The sequence below is a fragment of the Limnohabitans lacus genome (genome assembly GCF_030053395.1).
Taxonomy (GTDB): domain Bacteria; phylum Pseudomonadota; class Gammaproteobacteria; order Burkholderiales; family Burkholderiaceae_C; genus Limnohabitans_A; species Limnohabitans_A lacus.
The window spans coordinates 241288-256310 of the sequence record NZ_JASGBH010000001.1; the positions used below are offsets into that span (position 1 = coordinate 241288).

Below are 15023 nucleotides of genomic sequence, written 5' to 3' on the forward strand. Positions count from 1 at the left end.
CCATGTCCACCGCCTGGCAAATTGGCCTGTTGATCGCGCTGGCTGTGCTGGCCGCCAACTTGCCTTTTGCCAACCAGCGCATCTTGCTGGTCGGCCCTACACGCAGCAGCAAATCACTGGCCATTCGGCTGGCCGAGTTGGTGCTGCTTTATTTTGTGGTCGGCGCTGCGGGTTTAGCGCTGGAAAATCACGCCGGACAAATCTCTCCCCAAGGTTGGGAGTTTTACGCCATCACCGGCACCATGTTTGTGACCTTGTCCTTTCCGGGTTTCGTCTACCGTTACCTGATGCACCGCCAGCACTGAGGCTGGCCCCATCCATGTCCGATGAGCATCTGATCGAGCACCGCGTCTCGCAGGAAGAGTTGCTGCACGGCCATTTTTTGCACGCTTTCCGAGACACGGTCCGCCTGCCCAACAAAGGCTTGGCCACCCGCGAGTACGTCGTTCACCCTGGCGCGGTGATGGTGATCCCGATGCTGCAAATGCCCGATGGCCAGATGCGACTGGTGCTGGAGCGCCAATACCGCTACCCGGTGGGGCAAGTCATGATCGAGTTCCCTGCCGGCAAGCTCGATGCCGGTGAAGACCCTTGGTTGTGTGCCCAACGCGAGTTGATGGAAGAGACTGGTTACCGGGCCCGAGAATGGGCCAAGGCCGGTGTTTTGCACCCGGTGATCGCCTATTCGACCGAAGTGATCGAGATCTGGTTTGCGCGCGACCTCAGCTTGGGTGAGCGGCAACTGGACTCGGAAGAGTTTTTGGATGTCTTCACCGCCACCCCTCAAGAGCTGATGGGCTGGTGCCAGCAAGGCCTGGTGACCGACGGCAAAACCCTGACCGGGGCGCTTTGGTTGCAGAATGTGCTCTCTGGTGCTTGGCCGCTGACTTGGCAAAGCGCCACCTGAACCTCATGAAAGTCCTTGACCTCCAGTGTCGTCAGGGCCACAGCTTCGAAGGCTGGTTCGGCTCGCAAGGCGATTACGACGCGCAGCGGGCGCGGGGATTGGTCACGTGCCCCCTGTGCAACGACAGCGAGATCACCAAAATGCTGTCTGCACCGCGCCTGAACTTGGGGCACAGCAGCGCGCCCACCTCAGCCCAGTCTGAGACAGTGCCATCGGAGGCTTCTGCTGCCACCACCGCAGCGTCCTCAGCGCCAAGTGCTGAGGTTAACCCCGTGGTGCAAATGCAAGCGGCACTGATGCACATGGTGCGCCACGTCATGGCCAACACCGAAAACGTGGGCACGCGCTTTGCTGAAGAAGCCCGCAAGATCCATTACGGTGAGCGCCAGGAGCGCAACATCCGAGGCCACGCCACCCGCGAAGAAACCGAGGCCTTGCTCGACGAGGGCATCGCGGTCATGCCCCTGCCTGTGCCCGAAGGCCTCGACGGGCCGCTCCAATGAGCCGCCTGGCAAGCCGGTTCCTCGCATGAAACACAGCTTGCACATCACCGACGATGAAGTTGAGCTGAGCGCCATCCGTGCGCAGGGGCCCGGTGGGCAAAACGTCAACAAGGTGTCCAGCGCCATTCAGTTGCGCTTCGATGTGGCGCAATCGAGCTTGCCCGATGACGTCAAAGCCCGCTGGCTGCAGTCGGGCGACAGCCGCTTGTCGCAAGACGGGGTGCTGGTCCTCAAGGCCCAGCGCCACCGCACACAAGAAGCCAACCGCCAAGATGCTTGGATGCGCCTGTACGAATTGCTGGACCAGTTTGCCAAAGCGCCCAAAGCCCGCAAGGCCACCAAGCCCACACGCGGCTCGGTGCAACGGCGCTTGCAGGGTAAGGCGATTCAATCGCAGCTCAAAAGCTCGCGCCGCAAGAGTGACGGGGATTAAGCGCCCATCAGGACCTGGGCTTGGGCCAGCACCTGCGCCAAAGCATCTGGCGCATCGGCAGCGATCACGTGGCGGCTGTCCATGCTGCGCAGCCAGGTGATTTGGCGTTTGGCCAGTTGGCGGGTGGCAAAGATGCCGCGCTCGGCGATCTCGGCCTCGCGCCAGCCTTCGTCCAAACCTTGCCACGCCTGGCGGTAGCCCACGCAGCGCATCGAGGGCAGGTCGGGGTTCAGGTCACCGCGTGCGCGCAGTTGGCGCACCTCGTCCATGAAGCCTTGCGCCATCATCAGTTCAAAACGTTGGGCGATGCGCTGGTGCAGCCAGCTGCGGTCTTGGGGCTCCAGGCTGAGCACCGGGATGTGCCAGTCGGGTGCAGCGGCCTTGGCGCTTTGGTGAAAAGACGACAAGGTTTGGCCCGTGGCGGTCCAGACTTCCAGGGCGCGGCCCACGCGCTGGCTGTCGCCCGGCGCCAAACGTGTGGCGGTCACAGGGTCGACTTGCATCAGCTGGGCATGCAAGGCGGGCCAGCCGACTTGCGCTGCGCGGGCCTGGATGGCTTCGCGCACCTGCGGGTCGGCAGCAGGGATGTCGTTCAGACCTTCCAGCAGGGCCTTGAGGTAGAGCATGGTGCCGCCCACCAGCAGCGGTGTGCGGCCATGGGCGTGGATCTCGCCAATCAGCTTGGTGGCATCGCGTGCAAATTCGGCCGCGCTGTAGCTTTGCAAGGGATCGATGGTGTCGATCAGGTGGTGCGGCACGGTGGCCAGCTCTTGCCGGCTGGGTTTGGCGGTGCCGATGTCCATGCCCCGGTAAACCAGGGCCGAGTCCACGCTGATGATCTCGGCCTCGCCCTCCAAGGCTTGTGCCAAGGCCAATGCCGCAGCGGTCTTGCCGCTGGCGGTGGGCCCGACGATGGCGATGGCGTCCAGCGGCCGGTTCATGCGGCTTGCCATTCGCGTGGTTTGCCGTGGCGTTGAACAGCGGTCCACGCCACAGCCGCGATCACCGTGCTCCACAGCAGCATGCCATGGGCCAAAGCCCACAGCGGCACTTCCATGTTGCGACCCAGCCAGCCGCCCATGACAAAGGCGCCCAGCATCATCAAAAAGCCGTTGAGTGCAGACGCCGTGCCCGCTTGGAGCGGGAAGGGCGCAACCGCCGCACTTTGGCCGCAGGGCTGGTGCACGCCATGGCCAAACATGTAGAAATACACCGGCACCATCACCGCCCAAGCGCCATACCAGGGCTGGTCCGATCCGGCATAGGCCAGCACGGTGAGCACCACGCCGCCACCGACCGAGAGCCCCGCGGCCACGCCCACGGTGCGGTGCATGCTGGTGCGCCGCAGCATCCACCGCCCCCAGAAGGTGCCCAGGATGTAGGACAGCGACATGGTGAACATCAAGAGGCCATAGACCGTCTTGCTGTAGCCCAACTGCTGGGTGAAGACGAAAGACGAGGTGGCCAAGAAAGTGAACAACCCCAGGTAAGACGCAGAAGACAAGGCGCACCCGGTGCGAAACACCGGGTGGCGGATGATCTGCAGGTTGGAGCGCCACAGCGAATCCCAGCGCAGCGCGTCCATGCGGCGCTGGGGCAGGGTTTCTTGGAACCACCAGACCAGCAAGCCCCAAGTGAGCGCGCCAAACAAGGTGACCGAGAGCAAGGCATAGCGCCAGCCCACCCAGTCGCTGAGCAAGCCGCCCACCGGAGCGCAGGTGCAGGCGATCATGCCCAGACCGGTCAGGGCTTGCGACATGACTTGCGCGCCCTCGTGGGGCTGGTACAGGTCGCGCACGATGGCGCGCGCAGCCATGACCCCCGCGCCCATGGCGATGCCTTGCACCGTGCGTGCGGCGATCAACCACCCGATGCCTGGCGCCGCCACGCAGGCCAGCGAGGCGATCACATAAGCGCCCATGCCCCACAGCAAGACCGGCCGGCGACCATAGCGGTCTGACAGCGGCCCCCAGACCAGCTGGGACAGCCCAAAGGCCAGCAAGAGGGCGGTCAAGGTCAGCTGAACTTCGCCCATGCTGGCGCCCAAGCTGTCGCGGATCGCGGGCAGGGTGGGCAGGTACAAGTCGGTGGTGACGGCCTGCAAACCCAGCAGCAGCGCCAACAGCGCAACGACGAGGTGACGGCTCATCAACGGCCCCGCAAGAACAAGGCGTCCAGATCGCGCATCGACATTTGCCGCCAGGTGGGGCGGCCGTGGTTGCATTGGTCAGAGCGCTCGGTCTCTTCCATCTGGCGCAGCAGGGCGTTCATTTCATCGAGCGTCAGGCGCCGGTTGGCCCGCACCGCGCCATGGCAAGCCATGGTGGCCAGGATTTCGTTTTGGGCGCGTTGCACCACGGTGCTCGCGTCATGCTGGGCCAGCTCGGCCAACACGCTGCGGGCCAACTCAACCGCGTCGCCTTGGGCCAAGGTGGTGGGCACGGCACGCACGGCCAGGGTCTTGGCCGACAGCGGTGAGATTTCAAGGCCCAGTTGCGCCAGCACCTCGGCGCCGCTTTCGGCGGTGGCCACCTCGGTCGGTGTGGCGGCAAAGGTGGCCGGGATCAGCAGCGGCTGGCTGGCAATGCGTGGGCCATCGCCTTCGGTGTTGAGCTGGTTTTTCAGGCGCTCGTACACGATGCGCTCGTGTGCGGCATGCATGTCCACCACCACCAGGCCTTGCTTGTTTTCGGCCAAGATGTACACGCCGTGCAGCTGCGCCACGGCGCGGCCCAAGGGCCAATCGCCTTCGGGCAAAGGGGAAGGTGCAGGGGCAGCCGCTGGCACGGGCGTCGTCGATGGTGCAGTGACAGGCGCTGTCCAGCGGGGCGCGTCGCTGTCGTGGGCTTCTTGCCGGGCTTGTGGTGGGTTCCACAGGGCTTTGAGGTCGGCCATGGCCTGCTCGCCGTCCACGCGGGGGCGCACAAAGTCGGCGGGTTTGTAACTGGGCGCTGAAAAGGTCGAGGGGCCAGGCCGCTCAAACGCCATGCCGCCTTGCTGCCAGCTGGCCGATTCGGGCAGGGTTTTGGGGGCGGGGGCTTTCAGGTCGAAATCGCTCGGGGTCTCTGAGGCTGAATCGGCCAAGTTTTGTGAACGCGGCGCGGCCAGCGCGTTTTCAATCGCGTGACGCACCGCTTGGTGCACGGCTCGGCTGTCGCGAAAGCGCACTTCGATCTTGGTGGGGTGCACGTTCACATCGACCAGCGTGGGGTCGATCTGCATGAACAGGGCGTAGGCTGGCTGCTTGTGGCCGTGCAGCACGTCTTCGTAGGCGCTGCGTGCGCCATGCATCACGACCTTGTCCCGCACAAAGCGGCCATTCACATAAGCAAACTGGTGGTCGGGGCGTGAGCGGGCGGCGTCGGGCAGACCCGCACGGCCAATCACCTTGAGCGGCCCGGCGTTGTATTCCACCGCGATCGACTGCGCGACGAACTCTTCGCCCAGCACATCGGCCAGGCGTTGCTCCAGGCCCGCAGCGCCTGGGTGCACGCGCCACTGTTCGACCAACTTGCCCTCGTGCCAGATGGCAAAGCCCACATCGGGACGGGCCAGCGCGTGGCGGCGCACGGCCTCGATGCAATGCGCCAGTTCGGTGCTGTCGCTTTTCAAAAACTTGCGGCGGGCGGGGGTCGAGAAAAACAGCTCTTTGACCTCCACCGTGGTGCCCACGGCGCGTGCGGCCGGGCGGATCTCGCCGGTGCGGCCGTCCAGCGCAAAGGCGGTGGGCTGGCCGTCCATGCGCGAGAGCAAGGTGAGTTCGGACACCGAGTTGATGGCCGCCAGTGCCTCGCCCCGAAAGCCCATGGTCATGACCGATTCGAGTTCGTCGAGGTTGCCGATCTTGCTGGTGGCGTGGCGTTTGAGGGCTGTAGCCAACTCGTCTGGGGCAATGCCGCCGCCATCGTCTTCCACCGAAATCAGGCGGGTGCCGCCGCCCATCAGGCGCAGGGTGATGCTTTGTGCACCCGCGTCCATGGCGTTGTCCACCAGCTCGCGCACGACCGATGCCGGGCGCTCAACCACCTCGCCAGCGGCGATTTGGCTGATCAGTTCATCGGGGAGTTCGCGAATGGGGCGGCGCGCGGTCGCCGGGGTTTGTTCAAAGCTCACCGCCTGATTTTAGGGCTTGGGCGTGGCCTGCGCCCGCCTGGGGGCAGGGGATAATCGGCGCATGGACATCCTCTTGCAACTCCTTGATTTCATCCTCCACGTCGACCGCTACCTGGAGGCCTTTGTGAGCCAGCATGGCGCTTGGGTGTATGCCCTCTTGTTTGTGATCATTTTTGTCGAGACGGGCCTGGTCATCATGCCGTTTTTGCCGGGTGATTCGCTTTTGTTCATCGTGGGCGCGCTGTGCGGTGCCGATCTCTTGAACCTGCCTTTGACGATGGCCCTGCTTTTGGTGGCCGCCATCTTGGGTGACCAGACCAACTACAGCATTGGGCGTTACTTGGGCCCCAAGGTATTCCAGTGGGAAAACTCCCGCTTTTTCAACCGCCAGGCTTTCATGCAGGCCAATGCTTTTTATGAAAAGTACGGCGGCATCACCATCATCTTGGCGCGCTTCATGCCGTTTATCCGCACCTTTGTGCCCTTTGTGGCGGGTGTGGCCGAGATGACCCGCCACAAGTTCACGATGTTCAACGTGGTGGGCGGCGTGATTTGGGTGGTCGGCCTGACTTTGGCCGGTTACCTGTTCGGTAATTTGCCCTTTGTGCAAACCCATCTGAGCAAGATCATCTGGGCTTTGATTTTTGTGCCAGGCCTGATCGCCATCATCGGAGCATGGCGCGCGCGCAAGGCGGGGTGATCAAAACGCCAGCACCTCAGCCCGTGTAGGCGGCTGGCAGCCTTGGCGGGTGCAGTTGATGGCAGCTGCTTTCATGGACAGGGCCAGCGTTTCGTTCACGCGTGCGGCGGCATCAGCAGGCTGCATGGCCCAGTCGGCCAGAGTGTTGCCCCAGAAGGTGTCGCCAGCGCCTACGGTGTCGGCCACGGTGATGTGCGGCACGGGCAGGCTGTGGTGTTGGTCTTCAATGTCCAGAGAGGCCCCATCACCGCCAAAGGTCAGCGCAATACGGCTCAAGGCGCCGGTCTGGGCTGTTGATCGCAGCTCTGAAACCAAGCGGGCTGACTCGGACAAATGGACGCCTTCAAAACCCAAAGTCTCCAGGTCTTCGTCGCTGGCTTTGATCCAGTCGGCCCAGACCATGACCGAGCGCACGGCGGCGGCATAGGCGTTCAGGTCTTCTGCCAGTTTGGGGCGCAAATTGATGTCCACGCTCACTGTCCAGCCCAAGGCTTTGGCGCCTTGCACGATGGCCAGCACTTTCTCGTGTTCGGGCGGCACCAAGGCCAAAGAGCCGGTGTGCAGGATGCCAGGGGCTGCGTTTTTCAACTGAGCCAACACGCTGTCCACGCTGTAGTCGCGGTCGGCAATGCCTTCGCGGTAAAAGCCGTAGCTGGGCTGACCGTCCTTGATTTGGATCACCGCCAGCGAGGTGGGCAGGCGCGAAGACTGCTCGGTCACGGCCACGCCGTTGCTGAGCAGTTGGGCTTTGAGCTGGGTGCCGAAGTTGTCGCTCGACAAGGGGTTGAGGTAGCGCACCGTTGCACCGCGCAAGGCGGCGGCTCGGGCCAGGTTGTAGGGGCTGCCGCCCATCAGGGGCCGCAATTGGCCGTCGGGCTGCGCGATGCAGTCCATCAGGGCTTCGCCCAAGACAAAAATCGAAGGAGACATAAAAAATTATTTTTTGAGCAGGTGCTTGCGGCGCACCACGTCGATCCAGACAGCCACGATCACGACGGCGCCAATGGCCATCATTTGCTTGAACTGGGAGACTTCCATCAGGTTCATGCCGTTGCGGATCATGGTGATCAGCACCGCGCCGAGCAAGCTGCCCCAAATGCTGCCGCGACCGCCAAAGAGGGATGTACCACCCAAGATGACGGCCGCAATCGCGTCCAGCTCGAACATCTGCGCCATCTTGCCGCTCGACGAGTCCATGCGGGCCATCAGCACGATGGCGCCCAGCGCACAGCTCAGGCCCGAGACGACATACACGCCCAGCTTGTACCAGCGGATGTTGATGCCCACTTGGCGCGCACCCATTTCGTTAGAGCCCATGGCGTACACATAGCGGCCGATTTTGGTGCTCGACAAAATGAAGGCCATCACCACAAAAAAGAGGCCGGTGATCAACGTGGGCATGGGGATGCCGAACACATCGCCATAGCCCAAGAAGGGGAAGGGCTCGGGCAAGCCCGCGTTGTCAAAACCGCCGGTCAGGTCAAACGCCAGGCCGCGCCACAGCGTGAGGCCACCCAAGGTGACGATGAACGCCGGAATGCCCACAAAGGCCACCAAATAGCCGTTGAACAGGCCCACGGCAGCGCCAATCGCCAGCGCCACCACCATGGCCAGGTAAGGGTCAACGCCGATCTTGATCATCAAGTGGCCAGCCACAGCGCCCGCCAGCGCCGTCAGGGCGCCCACCGCCAGATCCACGCCGCCAGTCAAGATCACAAAGGTTTGTCCACCGGCCAACAGCGCGATCACCGAGGCCTGCACCAAGATGTTGGACAGGTTGCCGGTGGTCAGAAAGTAGGGCGAGGCGAAGGAGAGCAAAACGCCCAACACAATGACCGCCACCAAGGCGCCGTACCACTCTTGACGGGTGATGGATTTCATATTTTTCTCGATTGTTTTCAATGCATCGCACGCGCGATGCTTTTTTTTGAGGGGCAGATAGCCCGCTGGCCATGGATATGTAGGCGCAGGCCCTGCAAGCGACGGGCTTTGGGGGGCCTATCGCCAGCAGGGCTGGCTCCTACAAAAAAGGGGAGGGCCCGGACGCACTGTTCCGGGCGGCCCATCACTTGGCTTTGACTTTCATGAACTGGCCCACGCCGGAGTCGGCGGCGAACTTGTCCACGTTGGCAGGCAGCACCAGGAAGGAGCCGGTGTCGATGCGGGCATCGACCTTTTTGCCTTGGGCCGCAGCCACAGCGGTTTCCACGCCGACTTGACCGATCTTGGCCAACATCTGCGCGGCGTTGGCTTGCTGCCAGCCTTGCTTCATCATGTCCAGGCCACCAGGCGAGCCATCAAAGCCAGCGATCTTCACGTCGCCGGGCTTCTTGCCTGCAGCCATCAATGCGGCTTTGGCACCCAAAGCGCCGCCGTCCCATGCGCAGGCAATCACCTTCACTCCGGGGTTGGCGCGCAGGGCGGCTTCCACGCCGTTTTGGGCCATGGTCTGGTCCCAAGTGGTGGGCACTTCAACGACCTTGACGTTCTTGCGGCCAGCGTTCAGGGCATCGACGAAGCCCTTCTTGCGCTCTTGACCGGTGGACTGGCCTTGGTCGCCGGTCACATAGATCACGGTGTCGCCGTCCTTGATTTGCTCGGCCGCCCATTTGCCCTGCACGTTGGCGGCTTTGATGTTGTCGGTGGCCACATACGAGGTGATGGCGGCACCGGTGATGCCGGTGTCCACAGCCACCACAGCGATACCGGCTTTCAGGGCTTTGTTGATGGCGGGGGCGATGCCAGCCGAGTCCACGGGGGCGATGGCAATCGCATTGACTTTGCGGGTGATCATGTCTTCCACGATGGCCAATTGCTTGGACAACTCGCCTTTTTCAGCGGCCAGCTCGATGAACTTCACGCCTTTGGCTTGGCCCGCTTTCTTGGCGCCGCCGTTGATCAGCGTCCAGCCTTCGTTGGTGTTGCCGTTGGTGATGTAAGCCACCGTGACGTCTGCGGCCATGGCCGAGGTGAACAGGGTGGCTGCAGCTGCAGCGATGGCCAGACGGCCGAATGTGCGTTTGGTGATCATGGGTTTATCTCCGTTGTTGAGGGTTTCGGTCATCGCTCCACTTTTTTCTGACCGCGAACGGATTGGAATCGAAAACACTGACTAAGTAAACCTAGTAGTTTTACTAATGCACGAGATCCATAAATTTGCGATGCTCGGGGCCATTCCTGTTTGAAATGATCACCATGTCGACCTCCCAACCCGTTCTTGAAATCAGCCAATTGACCAAGCATTACGGCGGTGTCAAAGCCCTGACCGATGCGCAATTTCGCCTCCTACCCGGTGAGCACGCCGCCATCGTGGGTGACAACGGCGCGGGCAAAAGCACCTTTGTCCGACTGATCACCGGGGTGGAGCAGCCCAACACCGGTGACATCCTGCTCGATGGCCAGAAGGTGAGCTTTGAGTCGCCGCTCGATGCCCGCGAACAGGGCATCGAGACCGTGTACCAAACGCTGGCGCTGGCCGAAGACCTGGACGTGCCGGCCAACATCTTCTTGGGCCGCGAGATCACGCGGCTGAACTTGGGGCCGCTGTCCATCCTCAACCACAAGGCCATGCGCGAGAAATCGGCCAGCATGCTCGCCACCACGGGCGTCAAGATCCAGGACATGAGCGAGAGCCTGCGCGGCATGTCGGGCGGTCAGCGCCAGTGCGTGGCGATTGCCCGCGCCGCCGGGTTCGCCAAAAAACTCATCATCTTGGACGAACCCACCGCAGCACTGGGCGTGCAAGAGACCGCCCGCGTGGAAGAAATCATCAAGGGTCTCAAAAAGCAGGGCATTCCGCTCATCATCATCAGCCACAACCTGCGCCAGGTGTTTGATTTGGTCGACCGCATCTGGGTGTTCCGCCAAGGCCGCATCATCTGCAGCCGCCTGACCCGCGAGACCAATCCCGAAGAAATCGTGGGCCTGATCACCGGCGCCATCGATCCGGCCAGCCTGCGCTCCGAAGAGGCGGCCACATGCTGAAAGGGATCGACCCGCTGCTGACGCCTGAGCTCTTGATGCACCTGTGCGCCATGGGTCACGGCGAATGGGTGGCGGTGGTGGATGCCAATTTCACCGCCGACTTTTTGAGCCAAGGCAAACCGGTGGTGCGCATCCCCGGTCACAGCCTGGAGCGCGTGAGCCGCGCCGTGTTGTCGGTGTTGCCGCTGGCGGTGGATGTGGCGCAACCAGCGGCCTTCATGCGCGTGTGCCACAGCCCTGATGGGCACCGCACCGCCGCCCAGCAAGCGGTGGTCGATCTGGTCGTGGCCGAAGGTTTCCAAGCCGATCAAGTCGAAGCCGTGGAGCGCTACGCCTTTTACGAGAAAATCAAGGGCGCCAGCCTGATCGTGCAAAGCGGTGAGGGCACGGCCTTCGGCAATGCCTTGTTCTGCAAAGGCGTGATCCTGCTTTAACCTTTTCTCAACGACTTCCATCCGTTTTCATGAACAGCGCCACCCCGACTTCCGCCATGCGTGGTTCCAACCACGTGGGGATGCGCCAGTTCAACGAGCGCACCGTGCTGCAGGCCATCCGCCACCACGGGGCCATCCCCAAGGCCGATTTGGCCCGCTTGACCCAGCTGTCCACCCAGACGGTGGCCATCATCGTGGGTCGTTTGCTGGACGACGGCTTGCTCGTCAAACAAGACCGGGTGCGCGGCAAGATCGGTCAGCCTTCGGTGCCGCTGTCGCTCAACCCGAAAGGCGCGTTCAGCGTGGGCATCCAGGTGGGGCGGCGCAATCTGGAGTTGCTGGTGGCCGACTTCACCGGCCAGCCGGTGGAGCGGGTCGAAGTGCTCTACGACTACCCCGATCCGGACCAGCTTTTCGCTTCCATGGCCGAGGGTCTGCAGACCCTGCAAACCCGCATGGGTGATTTGTGGGCTCGCACCGTGGGTGTGGGCCTGACGGCCCCGCTGTCCCTGCACAAATGGGCCGACCTGATGGGCGGCCCTGCGGCGGAGGCTTTGGCCCGCTGGGAACACATCGATCTGCCGGCCCGTGTGCAAGCCCTGACCGATTTGCCGGTGGTGTTTGCCAAAGACACCACCGCCGCCTGTGTGGCCGAGTTGCTGCAAGGCCATGGCCGCAGCGTGCGCAGCTTTTTGTACGTGTTTGTCGGCACCTTCATCGGCGGTGGTCTGGTGCTGTCGGGTCACATCATGAACGGCGAACGCGGCAACGCTGGCGCGATTGGCTCACTCCCTGTGGGTTTGGCCACGTCTGTGTCCAAACGTTCGGGCATGCCGCCGCAGCTCTTGCAAAAAGCCTCGGGCTGGCAGCTGGAGCAAGCCTTGCTGGCCGCAGGCCACAACCCTTTGCTGATCCATCAGGGCGCCATCATGGATGCGGCCTATGCCGAGTTCACTGCGCCGTGGATCGCGCAAGCCAGCCAAGCCCTGGCCATGACGGTGGCCAGTTCGGCCGCTTTGCTGGATCTGGACGCGGTGGTGATGGACGGCTCTTTGGGGGCGCCCCTTATGACCGCTTTGATGGCGGCCACGCAAGACGCGCTGGCCCAATACCGTTTTGATGGCATGCACCAGCCGCAACTGCTGGCGGGTCAGGTAGGGGCGCACGCCCGCGCCTTGGGCGGGGCCTTGCTGCCGCTGCACAGCCAGTTTTTCCCCGACAAGGACATCTTCCTCAAGCAGGACGCCGCATGAAGTTCTACCTCGACTCTGCCGACGCCCGCCAATGGGCGCTGCCCGCCGGTTGCCCGCCCGTGCAGGGCGTGACGACCAACCCCACCTTGGTCATGCAAGCCGGTTTGCCGGTCAGCTTGGCCGGGTATATGAAATTGGTGGCGCAAGCCGGTGAGGCCAAAATCCCTGAGCTGATGCTGCAGCTGCCCCGCGCCGATGTGGGCGAGGCTGCACAGTGGCTTGAGGTGTTGCTGCCGGTGGCCGTGCAGGCCCGTGTGCGCCTGACCATCAAACTGCCTTGCCACCCCGACTGGCAACCGGCTCTGCGCGAGGTGCAAGCCTGGGGCGTGCCCACGCTGCTCACGGGCTTGTCCAACCCGGTGCAATTGCTCTGGGCACGTGCGCAAGGGGCCAGTTATGTGGCGCCTTATGTGGGTCGCTTGCAGGCCGATGGCCGCGATGTCTGGTCTTTGATCGAGGCTTGCGTCGCTGTGCAGGCCGATGGCCTGCAGCTGCTGGCCGCCAGCATCAAGTCGGCCGATGTGCTGTCGCGATTGCTCGCTTGCGGCGCGCATGCTGTGACGGTGCGGCCCGAGTTTGCGGCCAGTTTGGCCACCGACCCGATTACGCACGCGGCGATGGCGCAGTTCGACCAAGACGTGCAAACAAGCCAAAACGCGGTGCTGTAGGTCGGCACCTTCAGGTCCGACGTGTAAGGCTCATGCCAAGTCGCTTGTCGGGGCTGAAGCCAACGACCTGCGGATGGTGCGAAAGGTCCAACTTCCGCCCTGCAACGAATCAAACAGAACGGTTGCGGGCCAGCGGTGGGTTGCGCGAGAAGTATTGCAAGATGCCGCGCATCAAGGCGTCGGTGAGTTTTTGCTGGTAGCTTTCGCTGCGCAGTTTTTCTTCTTCTTCCGGGTTGCTGATGAAGGCGGTCTCGACCAGCACGCTGGGGATGTCGGGGGCTTTGAGCACCGCAAAACCAGCTTGCTCGACGCGGGGCTTGTGCAGCCGACCCACGCCACCAATTTCTCGCAGCAGGCTGTGGCCCAGTTGCAGGCTGTCCTTGATTTGGGCGGTGGTGCTCATGTCCAGCAGGGCGCGCTGCACTTGCGCATCTTGCGCCCCCAGGTTCAGGCCACCGATCAGGTCGGCCTTGTTTTCTTGCTGCGCCATCCATCGGGCGGCACTGCTCGAAGCGGCCCCTTGGCTGAGGGCGAACACGCTGGCGCCGCTGGCTTGGGGGGTGAAGAACGCGTCGGCATGGATGCTGACGAAAAGGTCGGCTTGCACGCGCCGCGCTTTTTGCACCCGCACGTGCAGCGGCACAAAAAAGTCGGCGTCGCGTGTCAGGTAGGCCCGCATGGGGTTGCCACCCACGCTGGCCGCGTTGATGCGGTCGCGCAGCAAGGTGGCGATCTTGAGCACCACGTCTTTTTCACGGGTGCCGCCAGGTCCGATGGCGCCAGGGTCTTCGCCGCCGTGTCCCGGGTCGATGGCGACCACGATCAAGCGGTCGGTGGGCGTGGCAGGGCGAGGCGGGTGGTCGGGCCGGTCCATCGATGCGGTCGGTGGCGGCTCAAAATCCTGTTTGCGTGTGGACGGCACGGGCAGCTTTTGCCCTTGCTTGGCGATCAAATCGCCCAAAGGGTCCAAGGTCGACGGCGCAGGAGTTGTGGGTGCACTGTTTGCCGCTGCACCGCTTGCCGTCGCACCGCTTGCCGTCGCATGGGTGCGCTCCTGGATGAGTTGCTCCAGCGGGTCGGCCGCTTGCGCGGGGTACAGGTCCAGCACCAATCGGTGGGCATACGAAGCCACCGGGGACAGGGTGAACACTTGCGGTGCGATGGGCCGCTTGAGGTCGATCACCAGGCGCACCACGTTTGGGCTGAACTGGCCCACCCGAATGCCGGCGATGTTGGGGTCGGACGCTTGCACCTTGCCCACCAGCTCGCGCAGCGCGGGGTTGAGCTCCATGCCTTCGATGTCCACCGCCAAACGCGGCGGCGAGGCGATGAAGGTTTGCCGCGTTTGCAGCGGCTTGTCCGATTCGAGCGTGACCCGGCTGTAATCGGCGGCGGGCCAGATGCGCACAGCCATCATGGTCGCGCCGCGCACCATGTGCGAGGCGCCCAGACTCAGGGCCAAGAATCCGGCTTTGACGAGGCGTCGGCGGTCAGCGCGCATGCCCGTTGCCCATCCAGTCGTTCAGCCAAGCTTGGCCCGCAGGGGTGTGCGCGCTCATGTGGACTTGGCGTTGGTCTTCGTCCAGCGCATGCAGCGCGATCACCAGATCGGCCGGGGGCAATTGGCCCGCCACTTTGTCGGGCCACTCCATGAGCTTGAGGCCGGGGCCGGCAAAGATGTCGCGAAAGCCCGCGTCTTCCCATTCCTGCGGATCGCTGAAGCGGTAAAAATCAAAATGCCAGATGGGCCAAGCGGTGTCGCCCGTGCCGGCCTGGTGGGGCTCGACCACGGCGTAGGTGGGGCTTTTGATGCGGCCTTGCACCCCCGCTGCCCGCAGCAGGTGGCGCACCAAGGTGGTTTTGCCCGCGCCCAGGTTGCCGCGCAATTCGATGCGGGCGTCACGTCCCCCGGGCCAGGTTTGCAGGGCTTGGGCCAGACGGGCGGCAAAGCTTTGGGTGGCCGATTCATCGGGCCACAAGCCTGTCCAGACCTGGGGCATCGACGGGGCGGCGGCGGGGCTTTCTACA

17 protein-coding genes are annotated in these 15023 nt (G+C 63.4%); 9 read left to right on the plus strand and 8 right to left on the minus strand.

Going from position 1 to position 15023, the window contains the following annotated elements:
- The first annotated feature begins 2 nt into the window (after positions 1 to 2).
- The 4 genes from QLQ16_RS01240 to arfB are packed head-to-tail and all read left to right on the plus strand — an operon-like array spanning position 3 to position 1843.
- Complete coding sequence (locus QLQ16_RS01240) at positions 3 to 305, plus strand: DUF2818 family protein (RefSeq protein WP_283222863.1); 303 nt, start codon at positions 3 to 5, stop codon at positions 303 to 305.
- A gap of 14 nt (positions 306 to 319) precedes the next feature.
- Positions 320 to 907: an NUDIX domain-containing protein gene (locus QLQ16_RS01245; protein WP_283222864.1), complete on the plus strand. Its 588-nt coding sequence runs from the start codon at positions 320 to 322 to the stop codon at positions 905 to 907.
- 5 nt (positions 908 to 912) lie between these two features.
- Complete coding sequence (locus tag QLQ16_RS01250) at positions 913 to 1410, plus strand: DUF1178 family protein (RefSeq protein WP_283222865.1); 498 nt, start codon at positions 913 to 915, stop codon at positions 1408 to 1410.
- A gap of 25 nt (positions 1411 to 1435) precedes the next feature.
- On the plus strand, positions 1436 to 1843 hold the full coding sequence (gene arfB / locus QLQ16_RS01255) for an alternative ribosome rescue aminoacyl-tRNA hydrolase ArfB (protein ID WP_283222866.1): 408 nt from the start codon (positions 1436 to 1438) through the stop codon (positions 1841 to 1843).
- Here the strand turns inward: arfB and miaA are convergent.
- From miaA to mutL, 3 genes are read right to left on the minus strand one after another with little or no spacing between them, the layout of a single operon-like run.
- On the minus strand, positions 1840 to 2784 hold the full coding sequence (gene miaA, locus QLQ16_RS01260) for a tRNA (adenosine(37)-N6)-dimethylallyltransferase MiaA (RefSeq protein WP_283222867.1): 945 nt from the start codon (positions 2782 to 2784) through the stop codon (positions 1840 to 1842). The two genes, arfB and miaA, sit on opposite strands and share 4 nt — an antisense overlap.
- Positions 2781 to 3992 (minus strand): multidrug effflux MFS transporter, encoded by a 1212-nt coding sequence (locus tag QLQ16_RS01265; protein ID WP_283222868.1) that lies wholly within the window; start codon positions 3990 to 3992, stop codon positions 2781 to 2783. Before QLQ16_RS01265 ends, miaA begins: the two co-directional genes overlap by 4 nt.
- The gene (mutL, locus tag QLQ16_RS01270; protein WP_283222869.1) at positions 3992 to 5956 is read right to left on the minus strand and encodes a DNA mismatch repair endonuclease MutL; all 1965 of its coding nucleotides are present in this window, start codon (positions 5954 to 5956) and stop codon (positions 3992 to 3994) included. The genes QLQ16_RS01265 and mutL overlap by 1 nt, the downstream gene beginning before the upstream one ends.
- 61 nt (positions 5957 to 6017) lie before the next feature.
- On the opposite strand from mutL, the gene QLQ16_RS01275 reads away from it, so the two are divergent.
- On the plus strand, positions 6018 to 6656 hold the full coding sequence (locus QLQ16_RS01275; RefSeq protein WP_283222870.1) for a DedA family protein: 639 nt from the start codon (positions 6018 to 6020) through the stop codon (positions 6654 to 6656).
- Here the strand turns inward: QLQ16_RS01275 and QLQ16_RS01280 are convergent, their stop codons facing one another.
- From QLQ16_RS01280 to QLQ16_RS01290, 3 genes are all read right to left on the minus strand, one after another.
- Complete coding sequence (locus QLQ16_RS01280; protein WP_283222871.1) at positions 6657 to 7586, minus strand: PfkB family carbohydrate kinase; 930 nt, start codon at positions 7584 to 7586, stop codon at positions 6657 to 6659.
- A gap of 6 nt (positions 7587 to 7592) precedes the next feature.
- Complete coding sequence (locus QLQ16_RS01285) at positions 7593 to 8537, minus strand: ABC transporter permease (RefSeq protein ID WP_283222872.1); 945 nt, start codon at positions 8535 to 8537, stop codon at positions 7593 to 7595.
- A gap of 184 nt (positions 8538 to 8721) precedes the next feature.
- The gene (locus QLQ16_RS01290; RefSeq protein ID WP_283222873.1) at positions 8722 to 9720 is read right to left on the minus strand and encodes a sugar ABC transporter substrate-binding protein; all 999 of its coding nucleotides are present in this window, start codon (positions 9718 to 9720) and stop codon (positions 8722 to 8724) included.
- A 131-nt stretch (positions 9721 to 9851) separates the two neighbouring features.
- Between QLQ16_RS01290 and QLQ16_RS01295 the strand changes: the two genes are divergently transcribed.
- Genes QLQ16_RS01295 through QLQ16_RS01310 form a run of 4 tightly spaced genes read left to right on the plus strand, consistent with a single transcriptional unit; the run spans position 9852 to position 12995 of the window.
- Complete coding sequence (locus tag QLQ16_RS01295; protein ID WP_283222874.1) at positions 9852 to 10640, plus strand: ATP-binding cassette domain-containing protein; 789 nt, start codon at positions 9852 to 9854, stop codon at positions 10638 to 10640.
- Positions 10634 to 11074, plus strand: a complete 441-nt coding sequence (locus QLQ16_RS01300) for an RbsD/FucU family protein (RefSeq protein ID WP_283222875.1) — start codon at positions 10634 to 10636, stop codon at positions 11072 to 11074. Before QLQ16_RS01295 ends, QLQ16_RS01300 begins: the two co-directional genes overlap by 7 nt.
- 29 nt (positions 11075 to 11103) lie before the next feature.
- Entirely contained in the window at positions 11104 to 12327 is a 1224-nt protein-coding gene (locus QLQ16_RS01305) for an ROK family transcriptional regulator (RefSeq protein ID WP_283222876.1), read from the plus strand.
- Positions 12324 to 12995, plus strand: coding sequence for a transaldolase family protein (locus QLQ16_RS01310; protein WP_283222877.1), 672 nt, complete (start codon positions 12324 to 12326; stop codon positions 12993 to 12995). The genes QLQ16_RS01305 and QLQ16_RS01310 overlap by 4 nt, the downstream gene beginning before the upstream one ends.
- A gap of 109 nt (positions 12996 to 13104) precedes the next feature.
- Here the strand turns inward: QLQ16_RS01310 and QLQ16_RS01315 are convergent, their stop codons facing one another.
- A complete protein-coding gene (locus QLQ16_RS01315) occupies positions 13105 to 14496 on the minus strand; it encodes an N-acetylmuramoyl-L-alanine amidase (protein WP_283222878.1) in 1392 nt (463 codons plus the stop codon).
- Positions 14486 to 14995, minus strand: coding sequence for a tRNA (adenosine(37)-N6)-threonylcarbamoyltransferase complex ATPase subunit type 1 TsaE (gene tsaE / locus QLQ16_RS01320; RefSeq protein WP_283223118.1), 510 nt, complete (start codon positions 14993 to 14995; stop codon positions 14486 to 14488). Before tsaE ends, QLQ16_RS01315 begins: the two co-directional genes overlap by 11 nt.
- Between the last annotated feature and the right edge of the window lie 28 nt (positions 14996 to 15023).

What these genes read in the sequence shown, in the direction of transcription:
- QLQ16_RS01290 (WP_283222873.1), bottom strand. Translation starts at nt 9,720, where the DNA reads ATGACCGAAACCCTCAACAACGGAGATAAACCCATGATCACCAAACGC.
- miaA (WP_283222867.1), bottom strand. Translation starts at nt 2,784, where the DNA reads ATGAACCGGCCGCTGGACGCCATCGCCATCGTCGGGCCCACCGCCAGC.
- QLQ16_RS01300 (WP_283222875.1), top strand. Translation starts at nt 10,634, where the DNA reads ATGCTGAAAGGGATCGACCCGCTGCTGACGCCTGAGCTCTTGATGCAC.
- tsaE (WP_283223118.1), bottom strand. Translation starts at nt 14,995, where the DNA reads ATGCCCCAGGTCTGGACAGGCTTGTGGCCCGATGAATCGGCCACCCAA.
- QLQ16_RS01245 (WP_283222864.1), top strand. Translation starts at nt 320, where the DNA reads ATGTCCGATGAGCATCTGATCGAGCACCGCGTCTCGCAGGAAGAGTTG.
- QLQ16_RS01280 (WP_283222871.1), bottom strand. Translation starts at nt 7,586, where the DNA reads ATGTCTCCTTCGATTTTTGTCTTGGGCGAAGCCCTGATGGACTGCATC.
- QLQ16_RS01305 (WP_283222876.1), top strand. Translation starts at nt 11,104, where the DNA reads ATGAACAGCGCCACCCCGACTTCCGCCATGCGTGGTTCCAACCACGTG.
- QLQ16_RS01310 (WP_283222877.1), top strand. Translation starts at nt 12,324, where the DNA reads ATGAAGTTCTACCTCGACTCTGCCGACGCCCGCCAATGGGCGCTGCCC.
- QLQ16_RS01250 (WP_283222865.1), top strand. Translation starts at nt 913, where the DNA reads ATGAAAGTCCTTGACCTCCAGTGTCGTCAGGGCCACAGCTTCGAAGGC.
- QLQ16_RS01275 (WP_283222870.1), top strand. Translation starts at nt 6,018, where the DNA reads ATGGACATCCTCTTGCAACTCCTTGATTTCATCCTCCACGTCGACCGC.
- arfB (WP_283222866.1), top strand. Translation starts at nt 1,436, where the DNA reads ATGAAACACAGCTTGCACATCACCGACGATGAAGTTGAGCTGAGCGCC.
- QLQ16_RS01315 (WP_283222878.1), bottom strand. Translation starts at nt 14,496, where the DNA reads ATGCGCGCTGACCGCCGACGCCTCGTCAAAGCCGGATTCTTGGCCCTG.
- QLQ16_RS01240 (WP_283222863.1), top strand. Translation starts at nt 3, where the DNA reads ATGTCCACCGCCTGGCAAATTGGCCTGTTGATCGCGCTGGCTGTGCTG.
- QLQ16_RS01295 (WP_283222874.1), top strand. Translation starts at nt 9,852, where the DNA reads ATGTCGACCTCCCAACCCGTTCTTGAAATCAGCCAATTGACCAAGCAT.
- QLQ16_RS01285 (WP_283222872.1), bottom strand. Translation starts at nt 8,537, where the DNA reads ATGAAATCCATCACCCGTCAAGAGTGGTACGGCGCCTTGGTGGCGGTC.
- QLQ16_RS01265 (WP_283222868.1), bottom strand. Translation starts at nt 3,992, where the DNA reads ATGAGCCGTCACCTCGTCGTTGCGCTGTTGGCGCTGCTGCTGGGTTTG.